This is a genomic window from Inquilinus sp. Marseille-Q2685, assembly GCF_916619195.1.
Lineage (GTDB): Bacteria > Pseudomonadota > Alphaproteobacteria > DSM-16000 > Inquilinaceae > Inquilinus.
In genome coordinates this window covers 136,565-153,928 of the sequence record NZ_CAKAKL010000008.1, presented here as the reverse complement: position 1 = coordinate 153,928, position 17,364 = coordinate 136,565, and the positions used below count along the sequence as shown (strand labels likewise).

Annotated in this window: 18 protein-coding genes; 6 read left to right on the top strand and 12 right to left on the bottom strand. The window is 70.0% G+C overall.

Going from position 1 to position 17,364, the window contains the following annotated elements; translation table 11 throughout:
• Positions 1 to 38: 38 nt before the first annotated feature.
• The 9 genes from LG391_RS28325 to LG391_RS28285 form a co-directional block, all read right to left on the bottom strand.
• Positions 39 to 449 (bottom strand): hypothetical protein, encoded by a 411-nt coding sequence (locus LG391_RS28325; protein WP_225771411.1) that lies wholly within the window; start codon positions 447 to 449, stop codon positions 39 to 41.
• A 127-nt stretch (positions 450 to 576) separates the two neighbouring features.
• The gene (locus LG391_RS28320) at positions 577 to 1,410 is read right to left on the bottom strand and encodes a carbohydrate ABC transporter permease (protein ID WP_225771410.1); all 834 of its coding nucleotides are present in this window, start codon (positions 1,408 to 1,410) and stop codon (positions 577 to 579) included.
• A gap of 11 nt (positions 1,411 to 1,421) precedes the next feature.
• A complete protein-coding gene (locus LG391_RS28315; protein WP_225771409.1) occupies positions 1,422 to 2,354 on the bottom strand; it encodes a carbohydrate ABC transporter permease in 933 nt (310 codons plus the stop codon).
• 4 nt (positions 2,355 to 2,358) lie between these two features.
• A complete protein-coding gene (locus tag LG391_RS28310) occupies positions 2,359 to 3,690 on the bottom strand; it encodes a sugar ABC transporter substrate-binding protein (protein ID WP_225771408.1) in 1,332 nt (443 codons plus the stop codon).
• A 48-nt stretch (positions 3,691 to 3,738) separates the two neighbouring features.
• Entirely contained in the window at positions 3,739 to 4,401 is a 663-nt protein-coding gene (locus LG391_RS28305; protein WP_225771407.1) for a GntR family transcriptional regulator, read from the bottom strand.
• Positions 4,398 to 5,297: a dihydrodipicolinate synthase family protein gene (locus LG391_RS28300; RefSeq protein WP_225771406.1), complete on the bottom strand. Its 900-nt coding sequence runs from the start codon at positions 5,295 to 5,297 to the stop codon at positions 4,398 to 4,400. Before LG391_RS28300 ends, LG391_RS28305 begins: the two co-directional genes overlap by 4 nt.
• 206 nt (positions 5,298 to 5,503) lie before the next feature.
• Positions 5,504 to 6,406: a homocysteine S-methyltransferase family protein gene (locus LG391_RS28295; protein WP_225771405.1), complete on the bottom strand. Its 903-nt coding sequence runs from the start codon at positions 6,404 to 6,406 to the stop codon at positions 5,504 to 5,506.
• 267 nt (positions 6,407 to 6,673) lie between these two features.
• On the bottom strand, positions 6,674 to 7,342 hold the full coding sequence (locus tag LG391_RS28290; protein WP_225771404.1) for a response regulator transcription factor: 669 nt from the start codon (positions 7,340 to 7,342) through the stop codon (positions 6,674 to 6,676).
• The gene (locus LG391_RS28285) at positions 7,339 to 8,730 is read right to left on the bottom strand and encodes a histidine kinase (protein ID WP_225771403.1); all 1,392 of its coding nucleotides are present in this window, start codon (positions 8,728 to 8,730) and stop codon (positions 7,339 to 7,341) included. The genes LG391_RS28290 and LG391_RS28285 overlap by 4 nt, the downstream gene beginning before the upstream one ends.
• A 189-nt stretch (positions 8,731 to 8,919) precedes the next feature.
• On the opposite strand from LG391_RS28285, the gene LG391_RS28280 reads away from it, so the two are divergent.
• From LG391_RS28280 to LG391_RS28270, 3 genes are read left to right on the top strand one after another with little or no spacing between them, the layout of a single operon-like run.
• Positions 8,920 to 9,669 carry a MotA/TolQ/ExbB proton channel family protein gene (locus LG391_RS28280; protein WP_225771402.1) on the top strand — a complete coding sequence of 250 codons (750 nt, stop codon included), beginning with the start codon at positions 8,920 to 8,922 and terminating at the stop codon, positions 9,667 to 9,669.
• Positions 9,666 to 10,298, top strand: coding sequence for a hypothetical protein (locus tag LG391_RS28275; protein ID WP_225771401.1), 633 nt, complete (start codon positions 9,666 to 9,668; stop codon positions 10,296 to 10,298). Before LG391_RS28280 ends, LG391_RS28275 begins: the two co-directional genes overlap by 4 nt.
• Complete coding sequence (locus LG391_RS28270; RefSeq protein ID WP_225771400.1) at positions 10,298 to 10,897, top strand: hypothetical protein; 600 nt, start codon at positions 10,298 to 10,300, stop codon at positions 10,895 to 10,897. The genes LG391_RS28275 and LG391_RS28270 overlap by 1 nt, the downstream gene beginning before the upstream one ends.
• A gap of 35 nt (positions 10,898 to 10,932) precedes the next feature.
• Here the strand turns inward: LG391_RS28270 and LG391_RS28265 are convergent, their stop codons facing one another.
• Complete coding sequence (locus LG391_RS28265; protein WP_225771399.1) at positions 10,933 to 11,391, bottom strand: YcgN family cysteine cluster protein; 459 nt, start codon at positions 11,389 to 11,391, stop codon at positions 10,933 to 10,935.
• Positions 11,392 to 11,401: 10 nt separating this feature from the next.
• Positions 11,402 to 12,802, bottom strand: a complete 1,401-nt coding sequence (locus LG391_RS28260) for an amidase (RefSeq protein ID WP_225771398.1) — start codon at positions 12,800 to 12,802, stop codon at positions 11,402 to 11,404.
• Positions 12,803 to 13,057: 255 nt separating this feature from the next.
• Here LG391_RS28260 and LG391_RS28255 point away from each other — a divergent pair, with 255 nt between their 5' ends.
• The 3 genes from LG391_RS28255 (at position 13,058) to LG391_RS28245 (ending at position 16,185) form a co-directional block, all read left to right on the top strand.
• The gene (locus LG391_RS28255) at positions 13,058 to 14,053 is read left to right on the top strand and encodes a hypothetical protein (RefSeq protein ID WP_225771397.1); all 996 of its coding nucleotides are present in this window, start codon (positions 13,058 to 13,060) and stop codon (positions 14,051 to 14,053) included.
• 196 nt (positions 14,054 to 14,249) lie between these two features.
• Positions 14,250 to 15,176: a M10 family metallopeptidase C-terminal domain-containing protein gene (locus tag LG391_RS34900; protein WP_304608571.1), complete on the top strand. Its 927-nt coding sequence runs from the start codon at positions 14,250 to 14,252 to the stop codon at positions 15,174 to 15,176.
• Between the two features lie 61 nt (positions 15,177 to 15,237).
• A complete protein-coding gene (locus tag LG391_RS28245) occupies positions 15,238 to 16,185 on the top strand; it encodes a calcium-binding protein (protein ID WP_225771396.1) in 948 nt (315 codons plus the stop codon).
• Here the strand turns inward: LG391_RS28245 and LG391_RS28240 are convergent.
• Positions 16,175 to 17,221: a LacI family DNA-binding transcriptional regulator gene (locus tag LG391_RS28240; RefSeq protein ID WP_225771395.1), complete on the bottom strand. Its 1,047-nt coding sequence runs from the start codon at positions 17,219 to 17,221 to the stop codon at positions 16,175 to 16,177. The two genes, LG391_RS28245 and LG391_RS28240, sit on opposite strands and share 11 nt — an antisense overlap.
• Between the last annotated feature and the right edge of the window lie 143 nt (positions 17,222 to 17,364).

Here is a 17,364-nt window from a genome sequence, read left to right as displayed (position 1 = left end):
TGCGACGAAGACAGGTCCGGCAGCGGCCGACGCCGGTCCTACGCGTTCGCCGCCAGATCCTCCGCATCGTCGAGGTCGGCGTCGAAATCGACCAGGTCGTAGTCGTCGCCGTCCGGGGCGACGGCCTCGAACTCCTCATCCGACATGTCGAACAGCATGGCCAGCGCCTGGCCGGCCACCGCGATCCGGTCGAATTCGTCCCCGGTCGGCGGCTCGCAGCTGACGGTCAGGCACTCCAGCACCTGCTGCAGCACCCAGCGCTCCTGCGCCGGCGGCAGGTCGGTGTCGGACCAGGTCTCGCGGACGGCCCGCAGCCGGTAGAGGATCTCGGATGCGTTCTGCCGCAGGGAAAGGATCTCGTCCTGGCGGCTGACCAGGACGGTCCGGATGGAGGCCGCGGGCGCCGTTCCCGGCAGGGCCTGATCGTCGGCGATCTGAATGACGGACATGACACCATCCCCGAGCCAGTGGGTTCAAATGACCATGACTATATACCTACAAACTACGGCATTTTATCTAATTTGCAAGTGATCCAATTGGGGTGGGTCACCGAGGCCGGCGTGGGAGGGCGGCGGCTCAGCCGCCCTTCACCGCGCCCGAGGTCAGCCCTGCCACGATCTGCTTCTGGGCGACCACGGTCAGCACCAGCACCGGGATCACCACCACCAGCGCCGCGGCCGAGAGCGGGCCCCAGCTGACCTGCTCGAAGGTCAGGGAGTTGTAGACCGCGACTGGCAGGGTGCGGGTGGTGCGCCCGGCCAGCACGATGCCGAACACGAAGTTGTTCCAGGAGAAGATGAAGGACAACAGCAGGGCCACGGTGATGCCCGGCCGGGTCAGCGGCAGGACGACATGACGGAACACCTGCCAGCGGTTGGCGCCGTCGATCCGCCCGGCCTCCTCCAGCTCGATCGGCAGGGCCTCGAAATAGGAGATCAGGACCCAGATCACGATCGGCAGGGTGATCACCAGATGGGTGATGATCTGCGGCCACAGCGTGCCCATCAGCCCGAGCCAGCGGAACAGCAGGAACAGCGGGATCAGGTAGCTGAGGCCGGGCGTCATCCGCGCGATCATCACCACCACCGCCAGCTTGGTCGCCCTGGCCCTGGCGATGCCGTAGGCGGCCGGCGCGCCGATCACGAGGCCGATCAGCGTGGCGGCGCCGGTGACGATCAGGCTGTTGACGAAGTAGCGGCCGAAGGAGTTCTCGGCGAAGACCTGGGCGTAGTTGCTCCAGGCCAGGGCGGTCGGGATCAGCACCGGCGGGTAGCTGATGTTGTCGACCTCCGGCTTCAGCGACAGCGACAGCATCCACAGGAAGAACAGCAGCGCCGGCGACACGATCACCAGCACGGCGAAATACAGGGCGGCGCGGCGCAGGGCCTTGGCGAGGAGGCGGCGGGACATGGCGGGCCTCCTCACGACGCGGCCAGCTTGGCGCGCTGGCGCAGCCACAGGAGGGCGAGCGACATGGCGACGACGATGACGAAGAAGACCACGGCGACGGCCGAGCCGTAGCCGATGTCGTAGAAGCTGAAGGCCTGGGTGTAGAGATAGATGTTGATCGTCTCCGACGCCGTGCCCGGGCCGCCCTGGGTGATGGCGTAGATGATGTCGAAGCTCTTCAGCGCGTCGATCGAGCGGATGATCACCGCCACCATCAGGAAGGGCGAGATCATCGGCAGGGTCAGGTAGCGGAACTGCTGCAGCCAGCCGGCGCCGTCGATCTGCGCGCTCTCATAGGGCTCGGCCGGCAGGGCCGACAGGCCGCCCAGCACGATCAGCATGACCAGCGGCGTCCACTGCCAGGTCTCGACCAGCACCAGCGACGGGATCACCGTCGCCTGGTCGAACACCCAGAGCGAGGGCGGCAGCCCGACCAGGCTGAGCAGATAGTTCAGCACGCCGAGCTGCGGGTGGAACATCATGGTCCAGACCAGGGCGATGGCGACCGGGGTCGCCATCATCGGCATGATCACGATGCCGCGGGCCAGGCCGCGCAGCGGGAAGCGCTCGTTGAACACCAGCGCCGCCGCCAGGCCGAGGACCAGCGGCAGCACCACGGAAAGGATCGTGTAGACCAGCGTGTGCCACACCGCCTCGCCGAAGCGGGCGTCGGCGAACAGCCGGGCGTAGTTGTCGAGGCCGATGAAGCCACCGGCGCCGGTGGCCTGCCAGTCGTGCAGGCTGACCCAGCCGGTGAAGGCCCAGGGGAAGACGATCACCGCCCCGACCACCAGCACCGCCGGCAGGATGAAGGGCAGGTAGGTGCGCAGGCTCGGCGCGACGGCATTCGGCCGCCGCGCCCGCCCCCGTCGCCGCTGACCCGCTCCGGCGTCCACGGCCGTCATTACGTCAGGCCTCGCTCTTGTCCAGGATCGGCTTGAACTGCTCGGTCGCCTTGGCCAGCTCGGCCGCCGGGTCGGCCCCGCCGGCGATGTTGGTCAGGGCGATGCCGAAGATGTCGCGGAACTCGGTGACCGGCACGATCACCGGCAGGCCGAGCTTGCTGACCTTGGACGAGCCGACGACGGCGTCGATCCAGTCGGCCGGCAGGGTCACGCCCTTGCGCACCTCGGCATCCTCCAGGATCGAGCTGCGGAACGGCACGCCCGAGCCGCTCTGCAGCAGGTCGGCCTGCACCGTGCGCGACACCGCCCACTGGCAGAACAGGAAGGCGGCCTCCTTGTTCTCGCTGGCCGCGGCCACGCCGATGCCGTCGCCGAAGGTGGCGGAGGCCTGGGCCTTCGGGCCCTTCGGCATGACGCCATAGCCGGTCTTGCCGACCACGCGCGACAGCTTCGGGTCCTCCAGCGGCTTGGCGAAGCCGACGCCGTCCAGCCACATGCCGATCTTGCCCTGCAGGAAGGCCGACTGGCATTCGTTCCAGTTGAAGCCGGCGACGCCCGGAGGGGCCGCCTTGGTCAGCAGGCGCTGATACAGCTTCGCCGCCTCGACCGCGCCGTCGGAGGTTGTGGCCAGGCTTCGGTCCTCGGCCAGCGGTGCGACGCCGTTGCCGAGCATGAAGGAGGTCCAGACCGGGACGTTGGCGTTCTTCATGCCGCGGGCGACGAAGCCATAGGTGCCGGCGGCCGGGTCGGTCAGCGCCTCGGCGGCGGCGACCAACTCCTCGAAGCTCGCGGGGTATTTCAGCCCCTTGGCGTCGAACAGCTCCTTGTTCCAGTAGACGATCCAGTAGTCGACGCTCAGCGGCAGGCTGCCGACCGCGCCGTCGGCGGCGGTGGCATAGGCCAGGCCGGCGCTGGAGAAGTCGTTCAGGCTGACCGCCGGGTCGGCCAGGGCGGGGTCGGCCAGGAACGGCCGCAGATCGGCCAGCCAGCCGCCCTTCTCGAACATCCGCTTCTGCACGTGGTAGCTGAGATGGATGACGTCGAAGCTTGGCGCGCCGCTGTTGAACTCGACCACCGCCTTCTGCCGCTGCTGCTGCTCCGGCGTCTGCTCCAGCCCGACATCGATGCCGGTCAGCTCGGTGAACTCCTTCAGGTTCCGGGCGATGGTCTCGCTGCGCGGGCTCTTGACCAGGTTCACCTCGATATGGGTGCCGGCGTATTTCTTCCAGTCCGGCGCGGCCCAGGCCGGGCGGATCCGGGGCAGGGCGCCGGCCGCGGCTGCGGCGGCGGTGCCGGCCAGAAGCGACCGGCGACTGAGATTCAGTCTGGATGCCATGATGTCCTCCCCTGATTGGTTGAGCCGGGCTGTCCGGGCCGGCTTGCGTTATAGCCCGAGGGCGCGGTTGCGGGCGTTGGCGATATGCGCCGTCATCGCCTCGGCGGCGCGGACCGGATCCCGGCTCGCGATCGCGTCGATGATGCCGAGATGCTCCTGCATCACCGGCACGACGAGGCCGGCGATGCCGGTCAGCTCGCGCCGGATCAGCCGGATCTTGATCGAGTTGACGCGATAGGCCTTGGAGATGATCTCGTTGCCCAGGGCGTCGATGATGATGTCGTGCAGGCCCCAGTCGGTGGCCTGGGCGTCGTCGATCACCTGCTGGGTGGCGCCTTCGCGCCCGACCCGGGCGATGATCTCCTCATGCTGCGCGCGCAGCAGCGCCAAGCCGCCATCGGTCACGGTGCGGGCGAAGGCGGCGGTCGCCTCCTTCTCCAGGAACAGGCGGAACTGGTAGGCGTCGCGGATCATGGTCAGGTCGATGTGCATGATCTGCATGCCGCGCTGCGGCACCGTCTTGATCAGCCCCTCGGCCTCCAGCCGCGGCACCAGCTCGCGGATGGCGCCGAGCGGCATCTGCGTCAGCGCCACCAGCTCGCGCTGGGAGATGAACTGCCCGGCGTGCAGGTTGTTGGCCAGCAGGTGCTGGGTGAAGCTGTCATAGGCCTTCTCGCGCAGCTTCAGCGGCTCGGCGCGGTCGTCGCTCATCCAGCCTCCGCCATGGTCGTGAACAGCCTGTCCGCCGCGGCGCCGAGCCGTGCCGCCTCGGCCGGCGACAGCGGCTGCAGCGGCGCGCGGGTGGCCAGCCAGGCCGGGTCGCCCGTCCGATGCGCCACCAGCGCCTTGACCGCCGGGATCACCGGATAGGCCAGCAGCGCCTCGACCAGGCGGTGGATGCGGTCGTCCTCGCGCCCCTCCTGCACCAGCGGCAGCATCGCCTCGGGGTAGATGTTGGCGACGCCGGAGATGGCGCCCTGGCCGCCGAGCCGGACCGCGGCGGCGAGGCAGCGCTCGTCGCCGATCAGGATCGCCAGGTCGCGATGCTGCGCCAGCAGGGCCTGGGCGTAGTCCCAGCTGCCGGAGGAATCCTTGACGCCGCGGATCACCTCGGGGAAGGCGTCGCGCAGCCGGCCGACCAGCTCGACCGACAGCGGCACCTGGGTGACGCTGGGGATGTGATAGAGGATGACGCCGCGTGCGGCGGCGCCCAGCTGCTCGAACACCCGGGCGAACCAGCCGAACAGGCCCTCATCGCCGACGCCCTTGAAGTAGAAGGGCGGGGGCAGCAGCAGCGCGTCGGCCCCGAAGTCCAGCGCCAGCCGCGCCTGCGCCACGGCGTCCTCGGCCGAGGAGGCGGAGATGCCGCCGACCAGCTGGCGCCCCTCGATGCCGGCGCCGGCCAGGGCGCCCAGCACCTGCTCACGCTCGGACAGGGAGAAGGCGGCGCCCTCGCCGGTGGTGCCGAAGGCGGTGACGGTGCGGCAGCCCTGCGCCAGGCACCAGCGCACATGCGCGACGAAGCGCGGGAAGTCGACCCCGCCATCGGGGCGGAAGGGGACGGTCAGTGCCGCGGAAAGTCCGAAACGCTCGGCTGGCTGGGCCACGTCCATCTCCCTGGGTGGGCCGCCTTCGTTGGTGCGCGGCCAGTGATGTCGATCTGACATGTCAGTCGTAGCGCGAGGGATGCCGGGCGTCAATATGTCGAACGAAAATGTACTCGTTGAGCGTGCCGAGTAGGTTGGGTTCGCCGCAGGCGAACCCAACAGTGGGCTCCGCCGGCGGGATGTTGGGTTCGCTGCGCGAACCCAACCTACGCGGTCCGGGGCAACTCCGGCAGTGCCGCACGGATGCGGGCGATGTGCTCCGGGCCGATGCCGCAGCAGCCGCCGACCAGGGTGGCGCCGAGCCCGACCCAGCGCCGGATCCAGCGGAGATAGCTGTCGGGGTCGAGATCGGCCCGCAGCTCCGACAGGCCTTCGTTGGCCGTCGCGTCTTCGGGCTGCGGCGGGAAGGCGTTGGCGTAGACGCCGATCCGGGCCGCCGACCGGGCCTCGCCGATCACCCGGGCCGCGGCAGCGATGGCATCGCCCATCACCTCGGGCTGGCTGCAATTGAACAGCACCGCCTGCGCGCCGAGGTCGAGCGTCGCGCGCACCGCCTCCTCGACGGTCTCACCGGAGCGCAGCCGCGGCGCTCCGGGCTCGGGCCGCTCGTCCTCGATGGTGTAGGAGATCCATAGCGGCTTGCCGGTTCTCGCCACGGCCGCGGCCGCCGCGGCGACCTCACGGATCGAGCTCTGGGTCTCGGCCAGCCAGAGATCGACATGCGGCGTCAGCCCATCGACCAGGATCCGGGCGATCTCCGGCGCGCGCTCCGGCTCGAACAGGTCGGGGCGGTACGAGCCGAACAGCGGCGGCAGCGATCCCGCCACCCGCACCGGGGCGGCCGACGCCGCGGCCCGTCGCGCCAGCCGGCCGGACAGGTCCGCCAATTCCAGCCCCCGTGCGGTGAAGCGCTCTTCGCCGATATGGAAGGGCACGACCGCGTAGCTGTTGGTGGTGATCACCTCTGCCCCGGCGGCGATGAAGGCCTCGTGGGCCGCCTGCACCGTCTCGGGCGCCTCCATCAGCGCCAGCGCCGACCATTCCGGCTGCCGGAACGGCGCGCCCATCCGCGCCAGCTGCCGTCCCATGCCGCCATCGAGCAGTGTCACGCCCTGTCCTGACATGTCGACTCCGTCGGTTCCGTCCGGGACGTGACATTGCCGCCTTGGCCCCTTGGCCGCCAACACAAACCAGCGGCCGGACCTATTGGGCGTCATGGCGAGCCCCGAAGGGGCGCGGCCATCCAGCGGCTCGATCTCTGGATGGCCACGGCGCTGCGCGCCTCGCCATGACGGGGAAAAGACGGGAGAGGCGATCTCAAGGACCGCTGCGGCTACCCTCGTTCGCATCCCGGGAAGCTTCAACGGGACACCGAGTCACTTCGCCGAGGCCGCCGATCCCTGCGGTCCGGCCTGGACCAGGCCCATGCCCATGGCCAGCCACACCAAATGGGCGTCGGTGCGGGCGCCGACCTTCGCCTTGATCTGGTAGTGGTAGTTACGCACCGTCTTCAGGCTGAGATGCAGCGAGGCCGCGATCTCCTCATCCGACCAGCCCGAGGCGACGAGACGCAGGATCTCCGCCTCCCGCGGGCTGAGATCGTCCAGCGGCGAGCTTGGCCGGGCCAGGCGCTCGGCGGCGATCTCGCGGGCGACGTCGTCGCTCATCGCCCGGCCGCCCTTGGCGACGACCGCGATGGAGCTGACCAGCTCGGCCGCGTCGCTGCCCTTGGTGACATAGCCGGCGGCGCCGGCCTCGAAGGCCTTCAGGGCGAAGCCGGCGCCGCTGTGCATGGTGAAGATCAGGACCCGGGCATCGCGGTCCCACTGCCGGATATGCCGCAGCGCCTCGATCCCGCCGATGCCGGGCAGCGACAGGTCCATCACCACGACGTCGGGCTTCGCCTTCTGGTAGGCCTGGTAGGCGGACGCGGCGTCATGGGCCTCCGCCACCACCCGGTAGCCCGGCATGCGCTCCAGCAGCCGCCTGTAGCCTTCCCGCACGATGGGATGGTCGTCGACCAGCAGGATGGTGAGATCGGTCACGCCGGAGCCGCCGCTGCCTGTCCGGCCGGCAGCAGGGGGATCAGGGCGGCGACCCGCACGCCCCAGCGCGCCTGGCTGATCGACAGGCTGCCGCCCAGCGCCGCGACCCGTTCGCGGATGCCGAGGATGCCGTAGCCTGGCGCCCAGCCCAGGCGGGACAGGGTGCCGCCGCCGTCATCCTCGACGCTGACCGCCACGGCATCGCGGCCCTCCGCGTCGACCCGCTGCACCTGCAGGCGGACATCGCGCGGCTTGCCGTGGCGTGCGGCGTTGGTCAGGCATTCCTGGGCGATGCGGTAGATGCTCAGGCTGGTCGCCTCGGGCAGGCCGGCGAGGCTGCCGACGATGTCGAGATGGAAGGCCGCCTGCCGGTCCTTCTGCGCGTTCCAGCCGGCGACGAGCTGGGCCAGGCTGGCCTCCAGGCCGAGCTCCTCGACCTCCTGCGACCGCAGCCGCGCGAGGGCGCCGCGCAGCGTCGCCGCCATGCGCTTGCTGGTGTCGCGGATCGAGCGCGCGTCCTTGGCGAGGTCGGGGCGGTCCGCCGCCTCCATCTCGATCACCGTGGCCAGGGCGCCGACCGCGGCGAGGCACTGGCCGAACTCGTCATGCAGGTCCCGGGCCAGCGCCCGGCGCTCCTCCTCCTGCACCTGGAACAGGCGGTTGGTCAGTGCCATCCGCTGCGCCGTGGTCTCGGCCAGCCGGGCGGTCAGGTCGTTCACCGCGCGGGAGATCCGGTCGAACTCCGCCGTGCGGTAATGGGGCAGGCGGTAGCTGTAGTCGCCTCGCCCGAGGCGCTGCAGGCCGGCGACGATGGTCCGGGTCGGCATCAGCGAGTGGCCGATGCACAGGGCGGCCAGGATGCCGATGCCCGCCGCGAGGAGAGCCGCGACGCTGAGCACGACGGTGATCTGGTGCCAGGCCTGCCGGATCGCGGCGCCGCGGTCCGGCTCGGCCGAGACCGTGCCGGCCAGGGGCTGCCGCGCTGACAGCGGCCACTCGGTCCGGGCATAGGGGCCGAAGAGCTGGTCGTAGACGGCCCGGAACCAGGACGGCGCCGGATCGGCGATCGTCTCCAGCTGGCTGCACAGGCGCTGCGGCGCCTCGCTGCCGGGGGCGAAGGTGACGCAGACGCCGGGCGAGATGACCTTCATCGTCGCCAGCGTCTCCCAGTCCGGGACCGGCACCAGATGCTCGCGCCTCATCCCGCCACGCCACAGCAGCTCGCGCCAGTACAGCGTCTCGAGGGTGCCGGCGACCCTCTCGGCGGAGGCCGCCGCCTCCCTCTCGATGGTGCGATGGGTGTCGACCAGCACCCAGCCGACGGCGCAGGCCAGGCAGAGCAGGACGACCGCGGCCAGGCGCAAGACGAGATGAACGAAAAGGTTCATGGGTCGCCCCCGCACGAAGGGATCCTTGTCGATACTGGTCGCCGGCCCCCCGGCTGGCAAGCGCGGAGACCGGGCCGCGGCGCAGTTCGGGCATATTGCCCAAGCCGGTTCGTGACCGGTGCCCAGGCCTTGCGGCATGCCGGACCGATACGCTCCGAGCCATCGCCGACGAGTTGCCGGAGCCCCTGCATGAGCGAGCGCAGAGTCGAGCTGCCCGGGCGCGACCCGCTGCTGCCCTGGCTGATCTTCACCGGCGTCAGCCTCTTTGCCTTCGTCCTCCTGTGGTATTTCGGCCTGATCGGCCGGATGGTGGCGAGCGACCCGACCCATATCTCGCTGACCATCGTGCTGCTCTATGTCGCCAGCAGCCTGCACTGCCTGTGGCGCGTCCTGATCGTCTCATGGGAGGGCGACGCGGCCCTGAGGACGGCCCGGGCCGTGGTCGGGAACGGCCGCCGGATCCTGGACGGCGGGGGCGGCGAGGGGAAAGACGGCCTGCCGCCCGGCCTGGTTTCGAGCCATATCCGCGACCTCGTCACCAAGGCCGCGCTGCAGGGCACCGAACGGCTCGACCAGACGCTTCTGCTGCGGGTGCTCGCCAGCCGGCTGCGCGGATCGAACGCCTTCGGCGCCTTCGCCAGCGACATGCTGATGAAGCTGGGCCTGCTGGGCACCATCATCGGCTTCATCATGATGCTGGCGCCGATCGCCGGGCTGGACACCGAGAACCGCGAGGCGGTGCGGTCGTCGATGTCGCTGATGAGCGACGGCATGGCGGTCGCCATGTACACCACGCTGGTCGGCCTGGCGGGCTCCGTCCTCCTCAAGATCCAGTACGCGCTGCTGGACAGCGCCACGGCGAAGATCTTCGCCTTCGCGGTCGACCTCACCGAGGTCCATGTGGTCTCGGCGCTGGAAGCCCGGGCGCCCGCCGAATGATCGACGACTTCGACCTGCTGCCCCGCGACGAGGCCTTCGACCCGTTCAGCGTGGTGCTGTTCAAGGCGCTGCAGATCCTGGCCTTCCTGTTCTTCGTCGCGCTCTTGATCGTCGCGCCTGAGGCGAAGGAGGGGAAGGTCGACAGCAAGGCCGAGTTCCTGATCAGCCTGGACTGGCCGGACAACCATCCCGACGATTTCGACATCTTCGTCCAGGACCCGCTCGGCAACATCGTCTGGTTCCGCCGGCGCGAGGCCGGATTCATGCTGCTGGACCGCGACGACCGCGGCGGCGTCAACGACTTCGTCCTGGTGAACGGCCGCAAGGTGCTGACGGCGACGAGGCAGGAACTGGTCAGCCTGCGCGGCATCGTCGCCGGCGAATACACGGTGAACGTTTATCACTTCGCGGCGCTGACCGGGCAGCCGGTGCCGGTGACGGTCACCGTCCAGAAGCTCAACCCGTCGGTGACGATCGTGGCCAAGGAGACGGTCGATCTCGACCAGGGCGGGCAGGAGAAGACGGCGGTGCGCTTCACCCTGGATGCGGCGGGCGCGGTGACGGAGACCAGCCACATCCAGCGGTCGATCCTGCAGACCTTCCACAACAGCTGGAAGAACGGCCAGTGATGATGTCGCTGCAGACCAGCGTCCTCGGCCTGTCCCTGGCCTATGTGCTGCTGAGCGTGCTGCTGCTCGCGGTGCTGATCTGGCTGCCGGTCAGGCGGCTGGTCAAGATCGCGGCGATCCTGGCCGCCAGCGGCTGCTACGTCGTGGTGTTCTTCGCCACCCAGAACCTGCTCGGCTGGTCGGCGCCGGTGGCGGTGCCGGACCGCTTCCAGCTGCTGTGGACGCGCGTGCTGGAGCCGAATCCCGTGCGCGGCGATCCCGGCGCCATCCATCTCTGGCTGGAGGAACTGGACGATTCCAACCTGCCGAGCGGCGTACCGAGGGCCTATCTGCTGCCCTATTCACGGGAGCTGGCCGGCCGGGTGTCCGCGGCCCAGGCGGAGATCGAGAAGGGCAATCCGCAGGGCGGCCGGTCGCAGTTCTTCGGCAACCCGGTCCACAATGCCGGCGTCATGGGGCCGGTCAACGCCGGGGCGCCGCCGGGCGGCGACCCGTCCGGCGGCGGGCTGCTCGACCCCGAATTCCTTGGCGGCCAGTCGAAATCGGTCGAGCTGGCACCCCTGCCCAAGCCGGTGCTGCCGCGGAAGGATCTGCCCTGAGAGGGCTCACGCCGGCCGGTCGACCCGCCGGCCGGTCAGGCCGGCCACTCAACGATGTGGTACTCGTACTCGTCCTCCTCGACCTCGGTCTCGGAGATCACCCTGTCGCGCACGCTGATGCCGGCGACGTGCACCGTCTCCGGGTCGCCGGAGACCAGCGGATGCCACCAGTACAGGTCCTCGCCCTCGGACAGCAGCCGGTAGGCGCAGGTCGAAGGCATCCAGCCGAGATGGTCGACATTCTTCGGCGTCAGCCGCACGCAGTCCGGCACGTAGCGCCGGCGGGTCGGGTAATGCGTGCAGCGGCAGCTGTGGGTGTCCAGGAGCTTGCAGGCGATGTCGGTGTAGTCGACATTCGGCGTGTCCGGCGGCTCGTCGGCGTCGCGCAGCTTGTGCAGGCAGCAGCGGCCACAGCCGTCGCACAGCGATTCCCACTCTCCACGGGTCATCTGGTCCAGGCGCTTGCGGCGCCAGAAGGGCTCGGTCTCGGTCACGATCGTGCGTTCATGGGCGGGCCAGCGGCGGCAGCGGCGCCGGGTGCACCGCCTCGAAGGCGCGCGCGGCGCGCAGCACCAGCGCGTCCTGGAACATCGGGCCGACGATCTGCAGGCCGATCGGCAGGCCCGAGGCGGTCAGGCCGCAGGGCACGCTGGCCGCCGGCTGCTGCGTCAGGTTGAAGGGGTAGGTGAAGGGCGTCCAGTTGGCCCAGGTCGAGCCGTCCGGCGCCTCCGGCAGGTTCTGCCCGGCGGCGAAGGCCGGGATCGGCAGCGACGGCATCAGCAGCAGGTCCCAGTCCTGGTGGAACCGGTTCATCGCCACGCCCAGCCGGCCGCGGGCCAGAGTCGCCCTCGTGTAGTCGAGCAGCGGGATCGCCGCGCCCTCGGCCGCCACGGCGCGCAGGCCGGGATCGATCAGGGCGTGCTTCTCCCCTGGGATCGAGGCCAGGAGCGTCGCTGCGCCGACGAACCAGTGGGCGCGGAAGATCGGGCCGGTGCCGGGCAGGTCCAGCGTCACCGTCTCGACCCGGGCGCCGAGCTCGGCGAAGACCTCGACCGCCTTCGCCACCGACGCCGCGACCTCGGGGTCGACCGGCGCGTCGTCCAGGGTCGGGGCATAGGCAATGCGCAGGCCGCGGACGCCGTCCTCCAGCCCCTCGGTGAAATCGGTGACCGGGAAGGGCAGGGCGGTCCAGTCGCGCGGGTCGGGCCGCGCCATCACCGACAGCATCAGCGCCGCGTCGCGCACCGTGCGGGTCATCGGCCCGAGATGCGAGACGGTGCCGAAGGGGCTCAGCGGATAGGCGGGCACCCGGCCGAAGCTGGGCTTCAGCCCGAAGATGCCGGTGAAGCCGGCTGGGATGCGGATCGACCCGCCGCCGTCGCTACCGATATTCAGCGCCGCCATGCCGGTGGCCGCCGCCACCGCCGCGCCGCCGGAGGAGCCGCCGGGCGTCTTGGTCGGGTCCCAGGGGTTGCGGGTGATGCCGGTCAGCGCCGAATCGGTGACCCCCTTCCAGCCGAATTCCGGCGTGGTGGTGCGGCCGACCAGCACCGCCCCGGCCTCGCGCAGCCGCGCCACCGACGGCGCGTCCTGGTCCCAAGGGCCTGCAGGGTCGACCGTCTTCGACCCGCGCAGGGTCGGCCAGCCGCGGGCCAGCACCAGGTCCTTGACCGAGGTCGGGACGCCGTCGATCGGGCTCAGCGGCCGGCCCTCGCGCCAGCGCGCCTCCGACTGCCGCGCGGCGGCCAGCGCCTCCTCGGGATAGACGCCGCAGAAGGCGTTGAGCTGCGGGTCCAGCCGCTCGATCCGGGCGAGGCTGGCCCGCGTCGCCTCGACCGGGGACAGGTCGCGGGCGGCGTAGAGGCTCGACAGCTCGGCTGCCGACAACCAGGCCGGATCGGTCACGCGGGGTCTCCTGGTCGCGAGGGGCGCCGGATATCCGGCGTCCCTATCATCGCCGCCGCGGCGCCGCGATCAAGAGCCAGCGGGATCAGGGCTTCGGCGACGGCCCGACATACAGGGGCGACAAGTCCCGGCGCATATACGCCGCGAAGACGAAGGCACGGCCCCCGCCCCGGCGGAGTGACGCAGCCGGGCGGCGGGACCGACGGCCCGCCGCCTTCCCATCGTGCAGGGAACGATCGGCCAGGGAGATGCTGCATGGTTCTGCGATATGTCCTCGGGGTCCTCGCCATGGTGACGGGCCTGGTCGCCCTGTCGGGCCCGCCGCTGCACGCGGCCGATGAGAGCTCGCCCGAAAAGCCGGTGAAGGTGGTGGCCGACCGGCGTCTGGCGGTGACCACGCCGGCCGGCACCGGTGAGCTGGCGCTCTACGTCTCGCGCGACTGGTCGAAGCCGCAGCCGGGCGTCACCCGGGCGGTGATCGTCATCCATGGCCGGCTGCGCAACGCCGATGTCTACAACGCCTCGGGCGAGAAGGCGCTGGCGGCGGCGGGGGAAGCGGGGACGGCCGCGATCCTGGTGGTGCCGCAGTTCCTCTCCGAGATCGAAGCGGCGGCCCATCACCTGCCCGCCGGGACGCTGCGGTGGGGCACGACCGGCTGGGAGGGCGGCGCCGACGCCAAGGGCCCGGCCCCGATCAGCTCCTTCGCCGCGCTCGACGCGATCCTGGCGAAGCTGGCCGACCGCGCGCTGTTCCCGGACCTGCAGACGATCGTGGTGGCCGGCCATTCCGGCGGCGGCCAGGTGGTGCAGCGCTACGCCATCCTGGGCAAGGGCGAGGCGGGGCCGGTCGCGGCCGGCATCGCCGTGCGCTACGTCGTCGCCAATCCTTCAACCTATGCCTATTTCAGCGCCGACCGGCCGGACGGGAAGGGCGGCTTCGGCCCCTTTGCCGGCGCCGCGTCCTGCCCGAAATTCGACCGCTGGAAATACGGCATGGCCGACCTGCCGGCCTATGCCGGATCGGCGCTTCCGGCGGCGCTGGAGCAGGCCTATCTCGGCCGCGACGTGACCTATCTGCTCGGCACCGCCGACACCGATCCGAACCACCCGGCGCTGGACAAGACCTGCATGGCGGAGGCGCAGGGACCCTACCGCCTCGCCCGCGGCGAGGCCTATGTGCAGTATCTGCGCGGGCGCCATCCCGGTGAATTCCGGCAGAGGCTGCTGCTGGTCGAGGGCGTCGGCCCATGACGGCGACCGCATGCTGACCTCGGCCTGCGGCCTGGCCGCGCTGTTCGGCCGTCCGGGCTGCGCTTTGCCGTAACCGATCTGTATTATTATCTTGATTGGCAAATATTGCTCTATAAGTTCCTTAAAATCGGAAAAGTGACTATGTCATAATCTTATGAGATGTTGCCGTATCATCCTTCATCACTGGAGGGCGGCAATGGCCTGGTTCTATGGAACCACGGGTGACGACCACATCATCGTGCCCGATAACGGCGAATACAATATCATTCAGGGGCAAAGCGGCGTGGATCTGGTCGAGGTCGATCCGGAGAACGCCAGCGACAACGTCATCACCTTCTGGGATGGGGGCGACACGGTCGTCGGCGGAGCCGGCTCGGACCGCCTGGGCATCGATTTCCTCTCCAGGATCGAGAACGTCACCTTCCATGGCGGCGCAGGGGACGATTCCGTCGGCTTTGCCGGCGGCGGCGGAGGCTCGGGCGCCGGCAACGTCCTGGACGGCGGCGAAGGCGGCATGGACGAGTTCTGGCCGCGCGGCCGCGCCGCCCATATCAACCTGGAGACCGGCATCGCGCATCTGTCGCCCAATGACGGGTCGGGCCTGTTCTACGAAGCGACCGTGCGCAATTTCGAGCGCATCTTCGGCACCGAGGGGTACGACATCATCGCCGGGTCGGGTGCCGACGAGCTGTTCCGCGGCTATGGCGGGCACGACCTCCTGTCCGGCCGCGGCGGGAACGACGAGCTGACCGGTGGCGAGGGCAACGACACGCTGGTCGGAGGGACCGGCGCCGACCTGCTCGACAGCGGCCGGGGCGTCGACGTCATCCGGTTCAGCCAGCTCGCCGACAGCCTGCCGGGCCAGGAAGACACCATCGTCAAGTTCAGCATCAAGGACCGGATCGATCTGTGGCGCGTCGATGCCGACCTGACCACGCCAGGGAACCAGGCCTTCGTCTTCATCGGCGCCGCCGCCTTCAGCGGCACGGCCGGCGAGCTGCGCACCGAGGCCGTGTGGAACGGCGTGCGGCTCTCGGCGGATGCCGATGGCGACAAGGTCGCCGACTTTGCCGTCACGGTGACGGAGGTGGCCGCCATGGCGAGAGACGATTTCATCCTTTGACCCGCGCCAACGGTCCGCGCCTGCCGGGCGCACAGCCAGGCATCATTCACGGAGGAAAGAGATGACCGAGGTCCAGAGCGCCGTCGCCGCCGACCATCTCGAGATCTACGGCACTGACGGCGACGACCATCTCGTCGTACCCGCCAATGATGATTGGAACCACGTCGAAGCCTATACCGGCTCGGATCTGATCGAGGTGGATCAGGGGAATACGGGACACGTCAACATCTGGCTCGGTGATGGCGGAGACACGGTCCATGGCGGTCCGGGCTCGGAGTCTCTGAGACTGTGGGACGAGGCCAGGATCGGGGACACCAGATTCCATGGCGGGGCGGGAGACGACTACGCGGCCATCTACCGCGGCGCGGGCCCGGACATCTTTTTCGACGGCGGCGACGGCAAGGACATTCTGAGCCTCGGGGGTCGGGGCGTCTTCGTCCATCTGGAGAACGGGACCGCACTGATCGGTCTGATGGATGAACCGGGCGTGTTCGTCGAAGCGACGGTCCTCAATTTCGAGGATGCCTATGGCAGTTCCGGACACGACATCCTTGTCGGCACGGACAGGGGGAGCCGCCTTGCAGGCTACGGCGGCGACGACCTCCTCTCCGGCCGCGGCGGCACCGATCGCCTGGAGGGCAGCGACGGCGACGACATCCTGGTCGGCGGGCGCGGCGCCGACGGCCTGCTGAGCGGCAGGGGCGCCGACATCATCCGGATCGACCGGCTGGTGGAAAGCCTGCCGGGACAGGAGGACACCATCCTCGACTTCACCTTCCGCGACACGATCGACCTCTCGCGCATCGACGCCGATCCCGCCGCGCCGGACGACCAGGCCTTCGCCTTCATCGGCGCCGCGGCCTTCAGCGGCACGGCCGGCGAGCTGCGCTATGAGGCCATGGGCGCGGATCTCCTGGTCTCGGCCGATGCCAACGGCGACCGCGTCGCCGATCTTGCCGTGAAGGTCCGGGACCTGACGCAGCTGGCGGCCTCGGACTTCATCCTCTGATCTGGCGCCGCCGGGCGCCGCAGGAATCGCGGACCACCAGCTCGGTCGGCAGGGCGATGCGACGCTGTTCGATCGTTTCGCCCTTCAGGAGGCGGATCAGCAACTGCGCCGCCTGGCGGCCCTGCTCGACGCCCGGGTTGCGCACCGTGGTCAGGGCGGGGCGCAGCAGGGCGGCGAAGGGCAGGTCGTCGAAACCGACAATGGCGATGTCGTCGGGCACCGACAGCCCGGCATCGACCAGCGCCGCCAGGGCGCCGAGCGCGATGGTGTCGTTGCCGGCCAGCACCGCCGTCGGCCGCGGGCCGCCTCGGTCGAGCAGCTCGCGCATCGCCCGGTGGCCGCTCTCCGCGCTGAAGGCGCCATAGGCGACCAGCCGGTCGTCCGGCTCGATGCCGTGCGCACGCAAGGACTCGCGGTAGGAGTTCAGCCGCGCGTCGGTGGCGACGAAGCCGGGCGGCGAGAAGCCGATATGGGCGATCGCCCGGTGGCCCAGCCCGACCAGATGGTCCATCGAGCGGCGGATGGCGCGGCGGGTGGAGAAGTTCACCGCATGCTCGCGCGGGTGGCGGACCGAGCCCAGCAGCACCAGCGGGAAGCCCTGGTCGATCAGGGCGTGGATCTGCGGCGCGTCGGTCGGCGGGTTCAGCACGATCAGCCCGTCGATCCGGCGGCCCTCCACCAGCTCGCCATAGGCATGCGGGCCGGCGCCGGGCTCCACCCCCTCCAACAGGATGCGGTAGCCGCTCTCCTGCGTCGCCTGGCTGATGCCGTACAAGAGCTGCGGCACGAAGCCGTCGACCGCCAGCACCTGCGGGTCGGTGACCACCAGGCCGATGGTCTCGGTATCGCCGCGCACCAGCATGCGCGCCGCCGAGTTCGGCCGGTAGCCCAGCGCCGCCGCGGCCTCCAGCACGCGCTGCCGGGTCTCGGCACTGATCACCACCGCGTCGGACCGGTTCAGCACCATCGAGACGGTGGCGCGCGACACCCCGGCCCGGCGGGCGACGTCGTGGCTGGTGACCTTGCGTCGTTCCATGTCCATCCGCTTCACGGGGCGCCCGGCCGGCCGGAACGCCTCGTCCCCTCCTGCCATGCCGGTCGGCGCTTGACAAGCCGGCCGGATCTCGTTTGACTATAGCTAACACGTGTTAGTAATGATAGTGACACGTGTCATCCGCA

Bases quoted from the DNA above. Each gene is read 5' to 3' on its own strand.
- LG391_RS28305 (WP_225771407.1), bottom strand. From the start codon at position 4,401: ATGAGCGACGACCGCGCCGAGCCGCTGAAGCTGCGCGAGAAGGCCTAT.
- LG391_RS28255 (WP_225771397.1), top strand. From the start codon at position 13,058: ATGGTTCTGCGATATGTCCTCGGGGTCCTCGCCATGGTGACGGGCCTG.
- LG391_RS28310 (WP_225771408.1), bottom strand. From the start codon at position 3,690: ATGGCATCCAGACTGAATCTCAGTCGCCGGTCGCTTCTGGCCGGCACC.
- LG391_RS28320 (WP_225771410.1), bottom strand. From the start codon at position 1,410: ATGTCCCGCCGCCTCCTCGCCAAGGCCCTGCGCCGCGCCGCCCTGTAT.
- LG391_RS34900 (WP_304608571.1), top strand. From the start codon at position 14,250: ATGGCCTGGTTCTATGGAACCACGGGTGACGACCACATCATCGTGCCC.
- LG391_RS28280 (WP_225771402.1), top strand. From the start codon at position 8,920: ATGAGCGAGCGCAGAGTCGAGCTGCCCGGGCGCGACCCGCTGCTGCCC.
- LG391_RS28270 (WP_225771400.1), top strand. From the start codon at position 10,298: ATGATGTCGCTGCAGACCAGCGTCCTCGGCCTGTCCCTGGCCTATGTG.
- LG391_RS28245 (WP_225771396.1), top strand. From the start codon at position 15,238: ATGACCGAGGTCCAGAGCGCCGTCGCCGCCGACCATCTCGAGATCTAC.
- LG391_RS28315 (WP_225771409.1), bottom strand. From the start codon at position 2,354: ATGACGGCCGTGGACGCCGGAGCGGGTCAGCGGCGACGGGGGCGGGCG.
- LG391_RS28240 (WP_225771395.1), bottom strand. From the start codon at position 17,221: ATGGAACGACGCAAGGTCACCAGCCACGACGTCGCCCGCCGGGCCGGG.
- LG391_RS28325 (WP_225771411.1), bottom strand. From the start codon at position 449: ATGTCCGTCATTCAGATCGCCGACGATCAGGCCCTGCCGGGAACGGCG.
- LG391_RS28275 (WP_225771401.1), top strand. From the start codon at position 9,666: ATGATCGACGACTTCGACCTGCTGCCCCGCGACGAGGCCTTCGACCCG.
- LG391_RS28285 (WP_225771403.1), bottom strand. From the start codon at position 8,730: ATGAACCTTTTCGTTCATCTCGTCTTGCGCCTGGCCGCGGTCGTCCTG.